Genomic DNA, 16,608 nt, shown 5'->3' with positions numbered 1-16,608 from the left:
AATTTGACAAAACTTTGACAAAATAAGGCTTTTTACAGAACTTAACATTACTGGGGTTTGGGGTGGGGTGCATTTAAGACTTTTATCGTTGCAACAACGCCCTCTTTTCGCTAAAAAATGCAATTTTGGTAGATTTTTATTTTACTAAAATAAACTATATTTTTACAAAAATGTATAAAAATTTCACTCATCTGTTTTTTTTGCCTATCCTTTTGGCGATTGTTTTTGTGGCAGAAGCGCAAAAAAAGGTCGTTGTGCCAACTGAAAAAATCGATTCCCTGCTGCTGCACTTCGAAAAACACGACAGAATAAAGGGGAGTCTTTCTATTTTTCAAAATGGAAAAGAGGTCTATCTCAAATCTTTTGGGCAGCCGCAACAGTCGGAATCGCCTACTTTGTACCAAATTGGTTCGGTAACCAAACTTTTTACGGCAGTTCTCATTTTTGATTTGATAGAAAAAAAACGCCTCGATTTGCAAACGTCTTTGGCTACTTTCTACCCCCAAATGCCTCAGGCTGAAAAGATTACCGTTCAACACCTGCTCGAACACAAAAGCGGCTTAGGCGATTACACCCAAAAAGAGGACAGTCTTTTTTGGCTTGTCGGAAAAAAGTGGGAAGAAACAGCTATCTTAGAAGAAATAAAAAAACAAGGCGTACAGTTTGAGGCAGGCACACAGACGGCTTATTCTAATTCGGCTTATTTTCTTTTGGTCGGAATTTTAGAAAAAATACACCAAAAGCCTTATTATCAGATTCTAAACCAAAAGATAGAAACTGTTTTGAAGCCAACTTCCGAACGCTTATTGAGTGCGCAAGAGCCGAATTGGGCGCGTTTGAAGGCTGAAAAAGTGTTTAATTCCTACGAATACAAGGGCGATACAAAGGAATGGACTTTGATAGAAGATTTCGAATTTGCCAACGTGGTAGGAGTTGGCGATTTGGCAGCTTCGCCTACTACTTTAAACCGTTTGATGGTGGCACTTTTTGAGGGCAGCCTTTTAGAGCCGAGCAGCCTCGAAAAAATGCTTCCCACAGCCGACGAGCCTACTTTTGGGCGTGGCTTGATGCGGATTCCTTTCTATCAAATTAGGTATTGGGGGCATGGCGGCGATACCTATGGCACGCATACGATTTTAGCCTATCAGCCTGAAAATCAGACAAGTATTGCCCTGTGTGTCAATGCACAGCGATATTCTCACAATGAGCTTATGATAGGCGTTTTGAGCCAACTTCATAGTGTAGCCTTCGAATTGCCAGACTTCAAGCCCCTACTTTCCTACACAGAAAACGAACTGCAAGCCTATGAAGGGACTTATAGCAGCGAGGATTTTCCGCTCCAAATCAAGATTTGGGTAGAAGCAGGGGCATTGAGGGGACAAGCCACAGGGCAGCCCGATTTTCCTTTACTTTCCTACCAAAAAGACGTTTTCGAGTTCGAATTAGCCAAACTCAAATTGCACTTTGAGCCTCAAAAAGATAAAATGACCCTTTATCAGGCAGGCATGGCAATAGAGATGCAGCGTCAGCGATAGAAAAGGGCGCGTCGGGTCTTGTTTTTAAGTCAGATTTTCCACTTTTTTCACTTTTCAGATGCAAGCAAATCGAAATAAAATTGTTTCAGCCCAAGATGCTGCTTCTTTGGTGCAGTCGGGCGATTTACTCGTTACGGGGGGCTTTGTGGGCATAGGTTTTCCCGAAGCCTTAGCGATTGCCTTGCAGGAGCGTTTCCTCAATACGGGCTATCCGCAGGGGCTTACCCTTTTCTATGCCGCAGGGCAGGGTGATGGCAAAACGCGCGGACTCAATCACCTTGCCTATCCTACCCTTATCAAGCGCGTGATTGGCGGACATTGGGGCTTAGTGCCACAACTGGGGCAGCTTGTTCTCAAAAACCAAATCGAGGGCTATAATCTGCCGCAGGGTGTGATTTCGCACCTTTTCCGCGATATTGCCGCTGCAAAAGCAGGCACAATTTCGAAAGTGGGTTTGCATACCTTCGTAGACCCGCGCATAGAGGGCGGCAAGATGAACAACCTAACCGAAGAAAATTTGGTAGAGTTGGTAGAATTGGCAGGCGAAGAATACCTTTTCTACAAAGCTCCCAAAATAGATGTCGCCTTTTTGCGTGGCACAACGGCAGACGAGGCGGGCAATATCACGATGGAAAAAGAAGCCCTTTCTTTGGAAGCCTTAGCCATTGCACAGGCAGCCAAAAATAGCGGTGGTATCGTCATTGTGCAGGTAGAAAGGGTTACGACGCGCCACAAACTGCACCCCCAGATGGTGGTCATTCCCAGCATTTTGGTCGATGCCGTTGTGATTGCACCTGCCGAGCATCATCAGCAGACCTTTTCAGAAACCTATAATCCTGCCTATACGGGCGATATTAGTGTTCCCAATTCGCTAATTGCCCCTTTGGAATTAGATGAGCGCAAAATTATTGCACGCCGCGCCGCCCAGATGCTCAAAATCAATTCTATCGTCAATTTGGGAATCGGCATGCCCGAAGGAGTGGCTTCGGTGGCAAACGAAGAAAATATTTTGGACTTTATCACCCTGACGGTAGAACCCGGCGGTATCGGCGGTATTCCTGCTTCGGGGCTTAGTTTTGGGGCAGTAGCCAATGCACAGGCGATTATTTCACAGCCCTCGCAATTTGATTTTTATGATGGCGGCGGCTTAGACCAAGCCTTTTTGGGCATGGCAGAGGTGGATAGGGAGGGAAATGTCAATGTGAGCCGCTTTCACAATCGCATTGCAGGCGCAGGAGGTTTTATCAATATCAGCCAAAATGCAAAGGCAGTCTATTTTTTGGGAACTTTCGCAGCCAAAGCCCAAGTGGAGGTGCAGGAAGGCGCACTCAAAATTGTAGAAGAAGGCACGCATTTTAAGTTTGTGGAAAAAGTAGGGCAAATTACTTTCAGTGGCAAGTATGCCCAAATGCGAAAACAGACCGTTTATTACATCACCGAAAGAGCCGTTTTCAAACTGGTAGAGGGCGGACTTCTGTTGATAGAAATTGCAAAAGGCATAGATTTGGAAAAAGACGTATTGGAAAAAATGGCATTTCTCCCCCAAATTGCCCCCGATTTGAAGCAGATGGATAGCCGTCTTTTTGCCCCTGCCCTGATGAAACTAAGGCGCGAAGAAAAGCTCGACTTTTCCAATCGCGTGCATTACAACGCCTCAAATAATACACTCTTTCTCAATTTGGAAGGCATTAGCCTTTTTACCGCTGCCGACGTGCCGCCTTTGCAAGCCTATTTGGTGAGCGAATATGATAAAATTGGTAGGAAATTTAATATTGTCGTTAATTACGACAACTTCTTTATCGGAAAAGATGCCGAACCCGCCTATTTCGAAATTTTAAAGCACAACACCGAAAAATATTTCCTTTCCGCTACTCGTTACTCTACCAACGCCTTCTTCCGCCGCAGCGAAGCGGCTAATTTTGCCGCCGTCAATGCCAAACTTTATGCCAGCAGCCTTGAAGCCTTGCAGCACCTATAAAGGCAGCCCAAGCCATTTTGGTCTTGTGCGGTCTTGCTTTTTTGCCAAATTTCTTTCATAACATATCTTAAACCCTTATTTTTGCGTTATAGAAGCAAAGTTTGCTTTTGCCCATCTTCACCCTTAAATTTTCTTTATCCTATGAAAATCTACTCAAAAATTGTAGTGGCGACGCTTTTAGTAGCACTTACGGTTTTGGCTTCTTGTTCCTACAAAACTTGCCCTACCTACGCCAAAAATCAAAATCAGGCGGCTGCGAAAAATTACTAAGCGCATTTTTCCATTTTTTTCGGCGTTGTTACAACGATAAAAGCCTTAAATGCACCCCACCCCAAACCCCGCCCCCATAGGGCGGGGCTTTGATTCGGAATCATTTTTTTTGCATAAATGCAAAAAAAATGATTTTGTTTTCGAACCCTCCCCTATGGGGGAGGGCAGGGTGGGGGTTCAGGAGGCTTGTGCGAAGCACAAAACCTCGTTTTTTGACTTTCTGACCGTTATAGCAACGCCATTTTTTCCGAAAAAAAAGACAAGCCGATTGAAACGCTCAATCGCTTGTCTTTTTATTTTTTTATCAAAATAAAAACCAAATAAGGCAAAAATCCTACCTTGTATCGCACCAAACTCCCCAAATTAGGAGCAGAAAGGGCTAAAAAAAGAGCCATCAGCAAAATAAAAATCCAGAGGCTTAGGTGTAGCAGTGCCAATTCAGAGCCGCAGTTTCGCGCCTTATTTTTTAGGTAGGCTAAAAAAAGCAGTAGCAAAAGCCAATTTTCTACCGCTGCCAAAGGCGAAAGAAGGGCAGAAAAAAAAGATTGTTTTTTGTTTTCCCACAAAAAAGGACGAAAAAGTCCTGCCCAGAGTGCGGCAGGCGCATTTTTTAATATCGAACCCCAAGTAGGTGTTAAGTTTTGATACCGAACCAAGTTATGAGCAGGCGTAGCCGCTGCAATTTGGTCGTGGCTAATTACGATAACGCGCAAAAGGCGGTCGGGTTTGAATTTGGGGTGCAAAAAAGGCAAAAGCGCAAGACCCAAAAAGCCAATTCCAACAAAAAAAAGCACCCTGCTCCAAAAAGACGACAAAAAGGAAAGGCGATTTTGAAAAAAAGTAGAAAAAGTAGATTTGAAGCCTGCCCTAAAAAAAAGTTTTTCTACCCAAAAAATAATGCCGTAGCTTATCAAAATTCCAAGCCAAGCCCCTACATAATAGAACTTTATTTTCCAAAGTGCGATTGTAATAACTCCAATCCATAACCCTTGCAGCCCTTTTTTGTAGAAACTTTCACTTTTCCAAAGGTGCGTTTTTTGTAAAAAAAAAGCCCACATAAAACCCATGCCGCCCACTAAAAGGGCTTCTTTCAAGATGCCACTGCTCCAAAAAACAACCGAAGGAAAGAGGAAAAAGGCAATTCCCAACGCCCTTACGCTTTTTGAATGGGTAGAAAGTGCTGCATTTTTTGTTTTTTTTGCGTTTAGCTGCAAAAGCGAAAGCCAACTTTCTGCGGCGGCAGCCAAACCTGCAAAGCTAAAAAGAGAGAAGTAGGCACTGCAAATCCAATAGTTTTTGCCCGAAATCAGAACCAAAAAACTCAAGATTTGGATTAGTAATAGGGAGCGGTCTTCGCGCAAAGGTGCAAAGGCTTGTCCCTCGAAGTTCAAAAGAAGTTTTGTATATTGCCAAAGGTTTCCTTCGCTGGCTTCTACTAAGTGTCGCGCCTGTGTGAAAAAATAAAACGTGTCGCCCTCTTGATAGTGCCACTGGTAGAAGATTCCTACGCCAAGCCCTGCCGCTATTTTGAGCGGAAAGCCCAAGCGCAAATAGTGGCGCAAAAGGCTATGGCGGCTTTTTTGCCACAATCGACAATAGAGCCAAACGAAAAAAAGCAGGTGCAAAAGGCTAAGAAGTAGGGACATGACAAAGCGAAGGGGAAGAAGGTAGAGCCTCGCGTGAGTTTTATCAAAAATTAAGCTACTTTCGGATTTCGCCCTTTTTAGAAAAAAATAGGGAAAGACCGAATCATTGAAAATACCAAAAATATGAAAAAAATGACTCCTTTACACGCTTTTTTGAAGCCTACATATCTTGCTTGCTATCCGCTTTGGCAAAGTTGGATAAGTGGCTGTCTTTTACTTTTCCTGACGCTGCTGCCTTTTCAGGTGCAGGCGACACACATACGCGCAGGCGACCTAACGGCAGAGCGCATCTCGGAAGCAGGGCTTACCTATCGCTTTACCGCAACCATCTACCGCGACGTAGGAGGCGTAGATGCAGACCCCGAAATTGAATTTAAGTTTGGCGATTTGGCTACCCAAATGGTGCCTTTGGCTTCGCGCCAAAATATTGGAAATGCGACAGAAAGGCTTACTTATATCACTACCTTCACCTTTCCCGGGGCAGGGCAGTATGATGTAGGCGTTTTTATCCGAAATAGAAACGAAAATGTGCGCAACATTCCCAACTCGGTCAATGTGCCGTTTTATATCGAATCGACGTTTCTTATCAATCCTTTTTTGGGTCTGAATCGCTCGCCTATTCTCTTAGTTCCCCCTGTGGATTTGGCTACCAAAGACCAGCTTTATATTCACAACCCCGGTGCTTACGACCCTGACGGTGATAGCCTTGCCTTTCGTTTTGTCTTGCCCAAACGCAACAAAAATCAGCCCGTAGATGGTTTCAGACCCTTAGATGACCCTATTTTTGGCGGCGCAAGTACAGATGGCGGTGTCGTTACGGCGACGCTAAATGCTTTCAACGGCGATTTGATTTGGGACACGCCTGCACAGACAGGGCAGTACAATGTCGCCTTTATTGTAGAGGAGTGGCGTGATGGTATTTTGATTGGGCAGGTCAATCGCGACATGCAAATTATCGTCCGCGACAATCCTAATAAGCCGCCCAAACTGCAAATTCCGCGCGATACCTGTGTCGTAGCCGAAACTTTTTTGGAAGACCGTATTATCGGTACAGACCCCGACGGCGATAGAGTGAGTCTAACGGCTTATAGTGCGCTTTTTGCCGAAGCGAATCTTATCAGCGTGCCACCGCGCAATTATGCAGAATTTGAGGTTTTGGGTTTGCAGCCGCCCAACGGACGCGAAGAAGCCGATTTTCGTTGGCAGACCGTCTGTGAAGATGTGCGCCTACAACCCTATTTCGTAACCTTCAAAGCCGAAGACAATCCGCCTCGCACTGTGGATAGGTTAGCCGATTTGCAGACTTGGGGAATTACTGTGGTCGGTCCTGCGCCTGATACCCTTTATGGCGATTTGGATATTGTCAATTCCGCCATTCGCTTATTTTGGTTCAATTATCAATGTCCTAATGCAAGCCAAATGACGGTCTGGCGCAGGGAAGGTTCGTTTGATTTTGTGCCTGATAATTGCGAAACGGGCTTGCCTGCCTATACGGGTTATCGTCAGATTGATGCCGTAGATATCAACCAAACTACTTATTACGACGACAACGGCGGCAGAGGCTTGGAAAAAGGCAAGACCTACTGTTACCGCATCTTTGCCATTTTTCCTTTACCGGGGGGAGGCGAAAGTTATGTTTCGGAAGAGTTTTGCCTTACCATTCCTACCAATGCGCCCTATTTGACCAATGTTAGTATAGAGGATACGGATACGGCGGAGGGTGAAATTCTTGTCCGTTGGGCTACGCCACGCGATATCGACACTACCGTCTTCAAACGCCCTTATACCTACACCCTTTCGCGTGCAGAAGGCTTTACAGGAGGGCAAAATTGGGCTGCCGTAGGGGGACTTTTCAATGAAAATGATACCACTTTTATCGATACGAACCTAAATACGACAGACCAAGTCTATAACTACCGCGTTACCCTTTTTGCAGAAGGAGCTGTTGTAGATTCTTCGGCTTCGGCATCTTCGGTGCGCCTTTCGCTCAATTCTACCGAAAGTAGTATCAATCTTTCTTGGCAGGCAGAAGTGCCTTGGACAAACTCTATTTCGCGCTTTCCCTTTCACTACATTTATCGGGCAGAGCGTGATGCGGCGGGCAATTTAAGTCCTTTGGTCTTGTATGATAGCGTCAATGTGTCAGAAGGGGGCTTTTCCTATCGCGATGAAGGGCGCAATCAAAATCCGCTTTTGCCCAAAACGGATTACTGTTATTACGTCATGACGCAGGGCAGTTATGACCGCCCCGATATTTTTGAGCCGCTACAAAACAAGTCGCAACTCATTTGTGGGCAGTTATTAGATTTAGAGCCACCTTGCAACCCTTCGGCTTTTACGGTCTTAGAGGTTTTGGATTGTAGTACGATAGATTTCACCGATAGCCGTTTTTGTACTGATAGTTTGTATCAAAATCGCCTAACTTGGCAAGCCTTTGCCGACCCTGCTTGCGACCCTGATATTATCGGCTATCGCCTTTATTTTGCGCGTTATGAAACCGATTCGCTTACGCTTCTGCTGCAAACGCCTGATACCTTTGCCCTTCATGAACAGGTGCGCTCGTTGGCAGGCTGCTATGCGGTTAGTGCAGTAGATGCGGCAGGAAATGAAAGCCCTTTGAGCAATCGCATTTGTTTGGATAATTGCCCTAACTACGCACTGCCCAACGTTTTTACGCCCAATGGCGATGGCATCAACGATACCTTCCGACCTTTCGATTGCCCTGCTTTTGTGCGCAAAGTCGAGTTTGTTGTCTATAACCGTTGGGGTAGGAAAGTCTATGAAAGTCAGGACGACATCTTTCTGAATTGGGACGGAAAAGCCCTCACTGGAAAGCCCCTACCCGATGGCTTGTATTATTACGAAGCCAAAGTTTCTTTTAATCGCCTCGCCCCTGATGCCGAAATCGTAACCCAAAAAGGTTGGGTTCAGATTTTGAGTCAGGAGAGTGAAAAAGGATTTTAAAAAATCGAGCAGTCATCAAAAAGTGCTTTTGCGAGGATAGTCTGAAAATAAGCAAACCTAACAGTTTTTGAAAACTGTTAGGTTTTGTTTGTTCTTACACAATTCATTCTAAAATTTCCTTTATTTTTTCTCTTTCTTTTGCATAATCAATATAGCCGCCTTTTCGTTTGCATTTTGGCTCTTCGAGTAGCCTATCTATGCGCTTCCAAATTTGCGGACTTACTTGGGTGGATTTTTCAAATAAAAAAGGCAGCATTTGTAGGAGTGTGCGCTGTGTTAGGCAAATATCTTCCATTTGGTAGCTTTCCTCGAATTGATAGCGGCTGTTATCGCGGTTATTATGCCATGCCCAAGCGTGCGCATTGTAGGTAAGTACCGCCTCAAAATGGCTTGTTTGCAGGGTGCTGTCCAAACAAATGGCAGCGAGCAACTCTACCAAACGGGTATGATTCTTTTGAGGAAAGTTTTGTTTGGGCTGTGGAATAAGGTTTGTGGTAGCGGCAAGCGTCGATTTCCAAAGAAATTCCACCGATAGTCCTCTTTGATAAATATGCTCATCGAACCTCAAAATAAAAAGTTCTAAGGCGTTTCTGCCCTGAAAGTCTTTACGTTGTAGGTAGGATAAAAAATCATTCATTTTAGATTGTGCAGCGATATGTTGAAAATATTGAATTAGTTGCTGCTCTTTTTCGTCGGTCAGACCCTGATTGAGTAGGGCGATACTTGCTTCGGCGTGCTGTTCGGTGGTATTCGCAACGGTTTGGGGGGCGTAGGTTTTCCATTGTGCCGTAAGTGGATTGTGATGAGGCGCGTCAAAAAAACTGCCCGATAGAAGATAAAAAACAGCCGTTAGGAATAGCGGAACAAGTACGAAAAAGAACAAAGCCAGTCTTTTGAGTAGGGAGTATCCTGATTTTTTTGCCATTTTAGTTTTAAAAATAAAAAGTATTTTTCAAAAATGTGTAATAATTTGAAAATAAACACCTTCGCCTGCCTGCCAAAAGTACAAAATCGCGCTCAATTTTCCAATTTCTACCCAAAGACAAGCCGCGACAAACTTTCCTATCTGCTTTCAAGCCCTGCCACAAACGGTATATCTGCTATTTTATTCGTAACTTTGCAGCCTCAAACGCATCTTTTCACCCAATAGCGATTTCAAAATCGCGCTCCTACCCATGACTACTACCATTCGCCAAATACAAGAGGAGATTGTGGAAGAGTTTGCTCTCTTCGATAACCCCAATGATACCTACACTTATATTATTGAAATTGGTAAGCAACTTTCTAAACTAAATCCTGATGCTTATTTGGAACAAAATTTGGTAAAAGGCTGCCAATCCAAAGTGTGGCTCACCTCCGAAATGGAAGAAGGCAGAGTTTTGTATGCCGCCGACAGCGATTCTACACTTGTCAAAGGGCTTATTGCGCTCCTGATTCGCGTGCTTTCGAACCAAAAACCCGAAGAAATTGCTGCCGCCGACCTCTTTTTTATAGAAAAAATAGGCTTAGGGCAGATGCTGACCATGAACCGCGCCAACGGTTTAGCTGCCATGATAAAACAAATGAAGCTCTACGCCCTTGCGTATCAAAACCAAATCATGTAATTTGCGTTATTTGGAATAAGAACAAATAAAACCAAAAACGCTTCATGCCCAATCCTTCAAAAGAGAGCCTTTCTAATGCCGAAGGGCTGCCGCAACCCCTTAGCGAACAAAACCCCGCCCCAATTTCTCATCAAACAACCAATCAAGCGTCTAATCAAATGATAGAAGAACTGCAAACTTTGCCAGAGGCAGACAAAAAACAAGCAAATGAGTCACCTGCTTCTTCACAATCCAACGCCGATTCGCCTTCTATCACGATGTACGATAGGGTCTTGAACGCTCTTAGAAGCATCTATGACCCCGAAATTCCTGTCGATATCTATGAACTTGGGTTGATTTATGAAATTAACTTGCGCCGCCTTGTTCCCCAAGCCGAACAGTACGCCGTCTTTGTTCGCATGACCCTTACTTCCCCAAATTGCCCCTCGGCAGAGGAAATTCCCGTTGAGGTCAAACAAAAAATTAGTGCCATTAGTGGCGTAGCGGAAGTGGAATTAGAACTCACCTTCGACCCGCCCTACACAACCGACATGATGTCGGAAGCGGCAAAATTGCAGCTTGGTTTTATGTAAGTTGCTTGTTTTTCTTTTTCTTTTGATTTACTTTCTTTTAAATATAAAACTATGTATCCCGAATCTCTAACCGCGCCCATGAAAGCCGACCTCACTTCGGCAGGCTTCCAAGACCTTTCCACCGCCCAAGACGTAGAAGTGGCTTTGGCACAAAAAGGCGTGACGCTTTTAGTCGTCAATTCGGTCTGTGGTTGTGCCGCAGGCGCAGCCCGTCCCTCGGTAAAGTTGGCGGTTTCGCAGGCAGCGAAGCGTCCCGACCACTTAGTTACCGTTTTTGCAGGCGTGGATAAGGAAGCCACCGCTAAGGCGCGTGAGTATATGTTGCCTTTTCCTCCTTCTTCGCCCTCTATCGCGCTTTTCAAAGATGGCGAAGTCTTGCACGTAGTAGAACGCCACCACATAGAAGGACGTAGCGCACAAGCTATCGCGCAGCACTTAGTTTCTGTTTTCGAAGAAGTTTGTGCCTAAGGTCTTTATTTTGAATAAAATACAGTTTTAAGTCTGAAAGACCCCTAACGCTAAAAATGGTTAGGGGTCTTTTTTGGTTTAGTAAGATAGGTTACTAAAAAAATTACAAAACGTTCAAAGATTGTTCTTTTATTTTTTCTAATTCTTCCTTCATTTCCACTACCCAACGTTGGATAAGGGCATGATTTGCCTTTGCGCCGATTGTGTTGATTTCACGCCCTATCTCTTGACTGATAAAATTGAGCTTTTTGCCGCTGGCTTGTGGGGCTTGTAGCTCCTGACGGAAGTAGTCGAGATGGCTTTGAAGGCGCACTTTTTCTTCGCTAATGTCTAATTTTTCTATGTAATAGATAAGTTCTTGCTCAAATCTATTTCTATCAAAATGCTCTGACTTAGTAAATTCTCCTAACTGTTTTTCCAATCGCTCCCTTACACTTTGCTGCCTTTCAGGGTCTTTTTCCGAAATCCATTGCAGCCGTTCTTCTATGGTTTCGAGGCAGGTGTGAAATTGTTTTTCCAAGTTTTTGCCCTCTTCCAAGCGAAACTGGTCGCATAGAAGCAAGGCTTTTTCTACTAATTCTAAAATCAATACCCAATATTTGTCGCGCTCTGATTCTACCTGCGAAGTAGAAATATAGGCTTCGGGTAGCCCCAAGACCAAGCGAAATAAGTCGTCTTTGTTTGCGCCCACTTCGGTAGCCAAGCCTTCTAATTCGCGATAGTAGGCTTTGATAAGGTTGGTATTGGGTCTGATAGGGAGCTGCACGCTGGTCTTGTCTGCAAATTTAAGACTTAGGTGGATTTTGCCACGTTCCAAAATTTTCCCTATTAAGTTCTTGACTTCCAACTCTTTATCTAAAAAGCCGCCTACGCTGCGGTAGCTCATGTCTAAGAATTTGGAATTGACCGAGCGCACTTCTACGGCTATCGAGAGTGTTTCTGTTTCGTGAGCTGCCGAGCCGAAGCCCGTCATGGATTTCAACATAAATTTGAAGCGGATAAAGTAGAGATAAACGTAAAGATGGCAAGCCTATGGGGTAGAGTTATGAGCCTGCCAAACAAAGATACGTATTTTTTTCAAAAAAAACTTTTTTGCCAAGAAAGTGAAATTTCAAAACTTTACTTTATTTTTTAATAAATATTTTTTTTACAAAAAAGAGAAAAAATCCAAAATGGGATTGGTCAAGCCACTGCAAAATAGAATTTTCTATTACCAAATTTTGAACAAATCTTGAAAACCAAAAAAAGCAAAGAAAAATGGCTTGTAGGTAAAACTTAAAGGCTTAATAATCGTTAAAAAACAGTATCTTCCATTCCACCAACTAAAAATATGAATCATAGTACCGAAAACGTAACCCTTTTGGCGCAGTTTATTACAGACGTGCTAACGGCGGTAGAGGCTCTCAACTTGCAAATTGATTCTGAATTTGTAGCAGAAATCAAAACAAAAGCCGACCTAACAGACCCCTACAATCAAGTGCCAATGCAGGCGTACAACGACCTTTGCGCTTGGGTAGAACAGCATTTGGGGCGGGACGCTATCGTCTCGGTTGGGGAGCAGATAGGCAAAACTGTCTATCAAATTTTATTAGAAAACAACTTAATTTCTGAATTAGCTTCGGTAGAAGAAATTTTAGGGGGCTTAGAAATTGCCGCCTCTTCCACCATTCAAGACCCCCAAGAACGCGGTTGGGATATTTTAGAAAATGGCACAAATACGGCTTTGATGCGCCGCACGCAAACTTTTAACAGCCTTTTACAGTTCGGACTTTTATACGGTTTGGTAGCGCAAGCTCCTGCCATTGATGTAGATTCTATCGATATTTTTTATGAAAAATCTATCGCGCAGGGTGATGATTTTGACGAATATAGAATTAAATGGAGTATGAATTAAAAACATTTTTAAAATCAGAAAAATCTGACATGCACTTTTCCAGTCTTCTTACAACGGTTAGAAGGGCAAGAAACAAGGTTTTCTACTTTGAATAAACCTATTGAACCAACCCTGCCCCAATAGGTAGTGATGTTAAATTTGGTGAAAAGTCTTGTTTTATTACAGTTTTTTCAAATTTGACACGAAATGAAATTTAGACTTAAACCCTAAGGGTCTTCAAGACCCTTAGGGTTTGGGGCATAGGACAAGGCATTGCCTTTTCTGCCATGAGATTGAAATAATAAATCAAATTTTTTTAATAGATAAAACTTAGTCTTTCACTACGATTGTATCGCTCCACGAATCGCCTAACGTTTTAGGGTCTTGGCGATTGAGCAGGAAGCGCAAAGGCTCGAAGGGTAGTGAGAGGGTTTTTTTAAAAGATTGCAGCAAATTCGCGCTTTCGCCTGTGCTTCTATCTATGCTTCTCAATCCTACAATGCGTTTGCCAATGCTTTTGCCGCCGATAAAATCGCGTGCCAATAGTGGAATTGTACCTACGATGATGCCTATAAAAATAACAAGTCCTTCAAAAAATAAGCCAATACTACCTAAACTTTGAACAATATTTAGAATAAATCCGATAATTTGTATCCAAATTCCGCCTAAAATAGGCAAGACCATCATATCAATAAAAAGAGCCAAAAGGCGTTCTTCTTTTTTGGCGTGTCGCAAGTCGGTTAGATTGTGTGCTACGTTTTTGCTTTTGGAAAGGGTCAGGCTCTGACTTTTGGGAAATTGTGCCAACGTTTGCCCCTGCCCACAATGCTGATTGCCCATATATTGCCACGATTCGAGCAGGAAAGCCGACCTGCAAGCGGCGCAAAAAACTATCGAATCGCCTGCCACGAAAGCCTCGCCCGTAATGGGGTCTTGCCGTTCTTCTTTCAGGAAGTGCGCCTGCGCATAAGCGTCGATTTGATGTACGTGAGGGCGAAAGGTTGCCATAGGCAAAAGTTAAAGATAAAAGTTTCGAAAAGATGATTCGAGGCTAAAAATCGCTTTCACATAAAAAAACGCTTGACATCACTTTGCAGGAGTTTTACCAAATCTACCCAATTATCAAAATATTGAATACCATTTTCTAAGTAAGTTTCTATGAAGTGGCGCAATTCGCTAAGGAGGCGGTTGAGTTCGCGGCGGCGCGTTTCGCCCAAATCGGTGAAGGGGAGGAACGTTTTGACGCGCTCGCCCAAAATTTTGAGGTCTTCCTGCCAAAAGGGTTGATAGTTTTGCACTTGTTGGGTTAGGTGGTCTAAATAGTCTGCCAAAGAAGCTATTGCGGCTTCGATTTTTTCTTTGGAAAGCTGCCAATCTACCTTTTGCAGCTCGGCTTGCAGGTTTTGAAGTTGTTGTTTGAGAGTTTCCATCAAATTCGTTAGGTCTTTGAGTTGATAAAATGGTTTTATTTCGTATAGAAAATAATCGGCTTATTTTCTTATTCCAAATAAAGTGTAATGTTAGTGCCTTTCTGCAACCTTCCCCCCGGTGTGAGCGACTGCTTGCTTACCCTCCCTTTTCCTTTGAAGCTAACTTTAAGCCCTTGATTTTCAAGCAAATAAATAGCGTCGCGCAGGCGCATGCCCCTTACATCAGGGACAAGCCCTGCCTGTAACGGATTTTCTATCCAATGGATAGTCGGATTTTTTTCTTCGCCAATTTGCGTTCCTACCCAAAAACTCGAAGTTTGCGTCTGGTGCGCAATGCCAAGTTGGGTGCAGAGCAACTCTAAATCGGGGCGGTAGCCTGCTCGCACCACAGGCAGGCGGAAATAGAGCGAATCGCTTTGTTCGGTAGCCTTTTCCAAAGGCTGATGCACATATTTGAAATAGACCAAATCGGCGATGTCGGCAAAAATAGGGGCTGCAATTTCGGCAGCATATTTAAGGCGGTCATCTTTGGGTTCGTCTATGACTACGATACAAGAGTATTGTGGGTTTTCGGCAGGGAAATAGCCCACAAAAGAGGTGTAGTGTTCTTCGGTATAAACGCCGTCTTTTACCTTTTCCGAAGTGCCTGTTTTGCCTGCAATATTGTAGAGTTTGCGTCTGATGGTTTTGGCTGTGCCGCGTTCTACTACGCCCAAAAGCATCGCTTGTAGGGCTTGCAGGGTCTTATCCGAACAGATTTTTTCTTTCAAAACCTGCGTTTCGAATTCTTGTAGGGTCTTTCCTGCATAGGAAATGCGCTTGACAATTTGGGGGCGCACCAATTTCCCTTTATTCGCAATGGCATTGTAAAAGGCTAAGGTTTGCAGCGGCGCGATTTCCAATTCATAACCAATAGACATCCAAGGCAAGGTACTACCACTCCATTCCTTATCGTTGGGGCGACGAAAATAAGGCGTAGCCTCGCCTGCCATCTGAAAGCCCAAAGGCTGTGTAATGCCAAAATTGTCTAAATGTTGTAAAAATTTCTCTGGATTCTTTCTAAAATATTTCCACACCAAAAGCGACATTCCAACGTTAGACGACTTTTCAAAGACCTCCTGCACCGAAATTTTACCCAAAGGCGATACATCTTTCATAACCGCATCTTCGAAATATTTGTGCTTGCCATCGCCCGTCTGCACCGAATCGTTGAGCGAAATAATATCGGCAGCCTCCTCGAAAAGTGCCATCATCGAGGCTAATTTGAAGGTAGAACCCGGCTCGGCAGAACCCATGTTACCAACAGCATAGTTGTTGTTTTCTACATAATCGCCATTATTATTTTTACCTAAATTGACCATTGCCTTGATTTCACCACTTGCCACCTCCATGACAATGGCAGTACCGTAATTGGCTTGATATTTAATCAAATTTTGCTTCAAAAGGCGATGTACCGTATCTTGTAAGTGGATATCGAGTGAGGTTTCGATGTCTTTGCCATTTTCGGGGCGTACCTGCGAAACATTGCTAATCGGTCGCCAATAATCGCCTGCAATAAGTTCGTAAAGAGCTTCGCCATTTACCCCTGCCAAGTATTGATTGAATGAATATTCCAAGCCGCGCCCACTGACATCGGCACTGGTGTCTTCGCTCATAAAACCGACAGTACGGCGTGCTAAGTCTGCATAAGGCAGATGGCGTTTTTCTATTTTTTCTACAATAAGCCCCCCTTTTTTGCGCCCTTCACGCAAGATGGGAAAACTCTCTAAGCGTTTTTTTTGTTGATAATCTATCAATTTTTTGCTTAAAATCTTGTACTGCTTATTTTCTTTTCGCGCGGTACGCAATTCGGCTACGTACTCTTGTGCCGTCTTTTCGCCATAAAATTCTGCCAAGAGCAAGCCCAAGGAATCTACCCCTGCGGCAAAGACGCTGCTATCGGAGATGGTAGGGTCGAGGGCAGCACGATAAAAGGGTAGCGAAGTAGCCAAAAGACTACCGTCGGCGGCGTAGATATTGCCTCTGGTGGCTTCTACCACACGATTCTCTACGCCTCGCGCTTTGCTGCTCCACTTTTCGCCCTCGATAATCTGAATGGTCATGATTTTATAGACTACTAAAATTGCCAAAACAAACATGGCGATAAAGGAAACGCGCACGCGCAATAAAATGTCCGTTTTTACTCTCACAGCAGTTTTTTGTTTTTTAGGAAATAAACGCAGCAGGGAGTTGAAAAATACTAACCCCAAACAAAAATAGCAAATTCCT

15 protein-coding genes are annotated in these 16,608 nt (G+C 43.9%); 9 read left to right on the top strand and 6 right to left on the bottom strand.

All coding sequences use genetic code 11. From position 1 onward, the window contains the following. The first annotated feature begins 170 nt into the window (after nucleotides 1-170). From G500_RS0100820 to G500_RS26420, 3 genes are all read left to right on the top strand, one after another. Nucleotides 171-1,535, top strand: a complete 1,365-nt coding sequence (locus G500_RS0100820; protein WP_154656960.1) for a serine hydrolase domain-containing protein — start codon at nucleotides 171-173, stop codon at nucleotides 1,533-1,535. Nucleotides 1,536-1,593: 58 nt separating this feature from the next. Next, nucleotides 1,594-3,513, top strand: a complete 1,920-nt coding sequence (locus G500_RS21840) for an acyl CoA:acetate/3-ketoacid CoA transferase (RefSeq protein WP_051203190.1) — start codon at nucleotides 1,594-1,596, stop codon at nucleotides 3,511-3,513. Between the two features lie 141 nt (nucleotides 3,514-3,654). Then, a complete protein-coding gene (locus tag G500_RS26420; RefSeq protein WP_281169303.1) occupies nucleotides 3,655-3,783 on the top strand; it encodes a hypothetical protein in 129 nt (42 codons plus the stop codon). A 293-nt stretch (nucleotides 3,784-4,076) separates the two neighbouring features. Here G500_RS26420 and G500_RS0100795 read toward each other — a convergent pair whose 3' ends face one another. Then, on the bottom strand, nucleotides 4,077-5,429 hold the full coding sequence (locus tag G500_RS0100795; protein WP_027001214.1) for a hypothetical protein: 1,353 nt from the start codon (nucleotides 5,427-5,429) through the stop codon (nucleotides 4,077-4,079). 132 nt (nucleotides 5,430-5,561) lie between these two features. Here G500_RS0100795 and G500_RS0100790 point away from each other — a divergent pair, with 132 nt between their 5' ends. Continuing rightward, a complete protein-coding gene (locus G500_RS0100790; protein ID WP_161626052.1) occupies nucleotides 5,562-8,393 on the top strand; it encodes a T9SS type B sorting domain-containing protein in 2,832 nt (943 codons plus the stop codon). 103 nt (nucleotides 8,394-8,496) lie between these two features. On the opposite strand, the gene G500_RS0100785 is transcribed toward G500_RS0100790, so the two are convergent. Further along, a complete protein-coding gene (locus G500_RS0100785) occupies nucleotides 8,497-9,318 on the bottom strand; it encodes a hypothetical protein (protein ID WP_027001212.1) in 822 nt (273 codons plus the stop codon). 45 nt (nucleotides 9,319-9,363) lie between these two features. Between G500_RS0100785 and G500_RS25580 the strand changes: the two genes are divergently transcribed. From G500_RS25580 to G500_RS0100765, 4 genes are all read left to right on the top strand, one after another. After that, nucleotides 9,364-9,543 carry a hypothetical protein gene (locus G500_RS25580; protein ID WP_154656959.1) on the top strand — a complete coding sequence of 60 codons (180 nt, stop codon included), beginning with the start codon at nucleotides 9,364-9,366 and terminating at the stop codon, nucleotides 9,541-9,543. 25 nt (nucleotides 9,544-9,568) lie between these two features. Next, the gene (locus tag G500_RS0100775) at nucleotides 9,569-9,997 is read left to right on the top strand and encodes a SufE family protein (RefSeq protein ID WP_035755819.1); all 429 of its coding nucleotides are present in this window, start codon (nucleotides 9,569-9,571) and stop codon (nucleotides 9,995-9,997) included. 257 nt (nucleotides 9,998-10,254) lie between these two features. After that, nucleotides 10,255-10,569 (top strand): iron-sulfur cluster assembly protein, encoded by a 315-nt coding sequence (locus G500_RS0100770; RefSeq protein ID WP_051203194.1) that lies wholly within the window; start codon nucleotides 10,255-10,257, stop codon nucleotides 10,567-10,569. Between the two features lie 51 nt (nucleotides 10,570-10,620). Continuing rightward, the gene (locus G500_RS0100765) at nucleotides 10,621-11,037 is read left to right on the top strand and encodes a BrxA/BrxB family bacilliredoxin (RefSeq protein ID WP_027001209.1); all 417 of its coding nucleotides are present in this window, start codon (nucleotides 10,621-10,623) and stop codon (nucleotides 11,035-11,037) included. Nucleotides 11,038-11,140: 103 nt separating this feature from the next. Here the strand turns inward: G500_RS0100765 and G500_RS0100760 are convergent, their stop codons facing one another. Next, a complete protein-coding gene (locus tag G500_RS0100760) occupies nucleotides 11,141-12,022 on the bottom strand; it encodes a YicC/YloC family endoribonuclease (RefSeq protein ID WP_027001208.1) in 882 nt (293 codons plus the stop codon). A gap of 345 nt (nucleotides 12,023-12,367) precedes the next feature. Between G500_RS0100760 and G500_RS0100740 the strand changes: the two genes are divergently transcribed. Further along, a complete protein-coding gene (locus G500_RS0100740) occupies nucleotides 12,368-12,931 on the top strand; it encodes a hypothetical protein (protein WP_027001207.1) in 564 nt (187 codons plus the stop codon). A gap of 309 nt (nucleotides 12,932-13,240) precedes the next feature. Here G500_RS0100740 and G500_RS0100735 read toward each other — a convergent pair whose 3' ends face one another. The 3 genes from G500_RS0100735 to G500_RS0100725 all read right to left on the bottom strand — a co-directional run bounded on the left by G500_RS0100735 (nucleotide 13,241) and on the right by G500_RS0100725 (nucleotide 16,529). Then, on the bottom strand, nucleotides 13,241-13,918 hold the full coding sequence (locus G500_RS0100735; protein WP_027001206.1) for an RDD family protein: 678 nt from the start codon (nucleotides 13,916-13,918) through the stop codon (nucleotides 13,241-13,243). A 56-nt stretch (nucleotides 13,919-13,974) separates the two neighbouring features. Beyond that, nucleotides 13,975-14,343: a BAR domain-containing protein gene (locus G500_RS0100730; protein WP_161626051.1), complete on the bottom strand. Its 369-nt coding sequence runs from the start codon at nucleotides 14,341-14,343 to the stop codon at nucleotides 13,975-13,977. A 65-nt stretch (nucleotides 14,344-14,408) separates the two neighbouring features. After that, the gene (locus tag G500_RS0100725; RefSeq protein WP_027001204.1) at nucleotides 14,409-16,529 is read right to left on the bottom strand and encodes a penicillin-binding protein; all 2,121 of its coding nucleotides are present in this window, start codon (nucleotides 16,527-16,529) and stop codon (nucleotides 14,409-14,411) included. Nucleotides 16,530-16,608 lie beyond the last annotated feature (79 nt).

Source organism: Hugenholtzia roseola DSM 9546 (assembly GCF_000422585.1).
Taxonomy (GTDB): Bacteria; Bacteroidota; Bacteroidia; order Cytophagales; family Bernardetiaceae; genus Hugenholtzia; species Hugenholtzia roseola.
The sequence above is the reverse complement of the archived record's forward strand: the minus strand, read 5'-3'. Positions and strand labels throughout refer to the sequence as shown.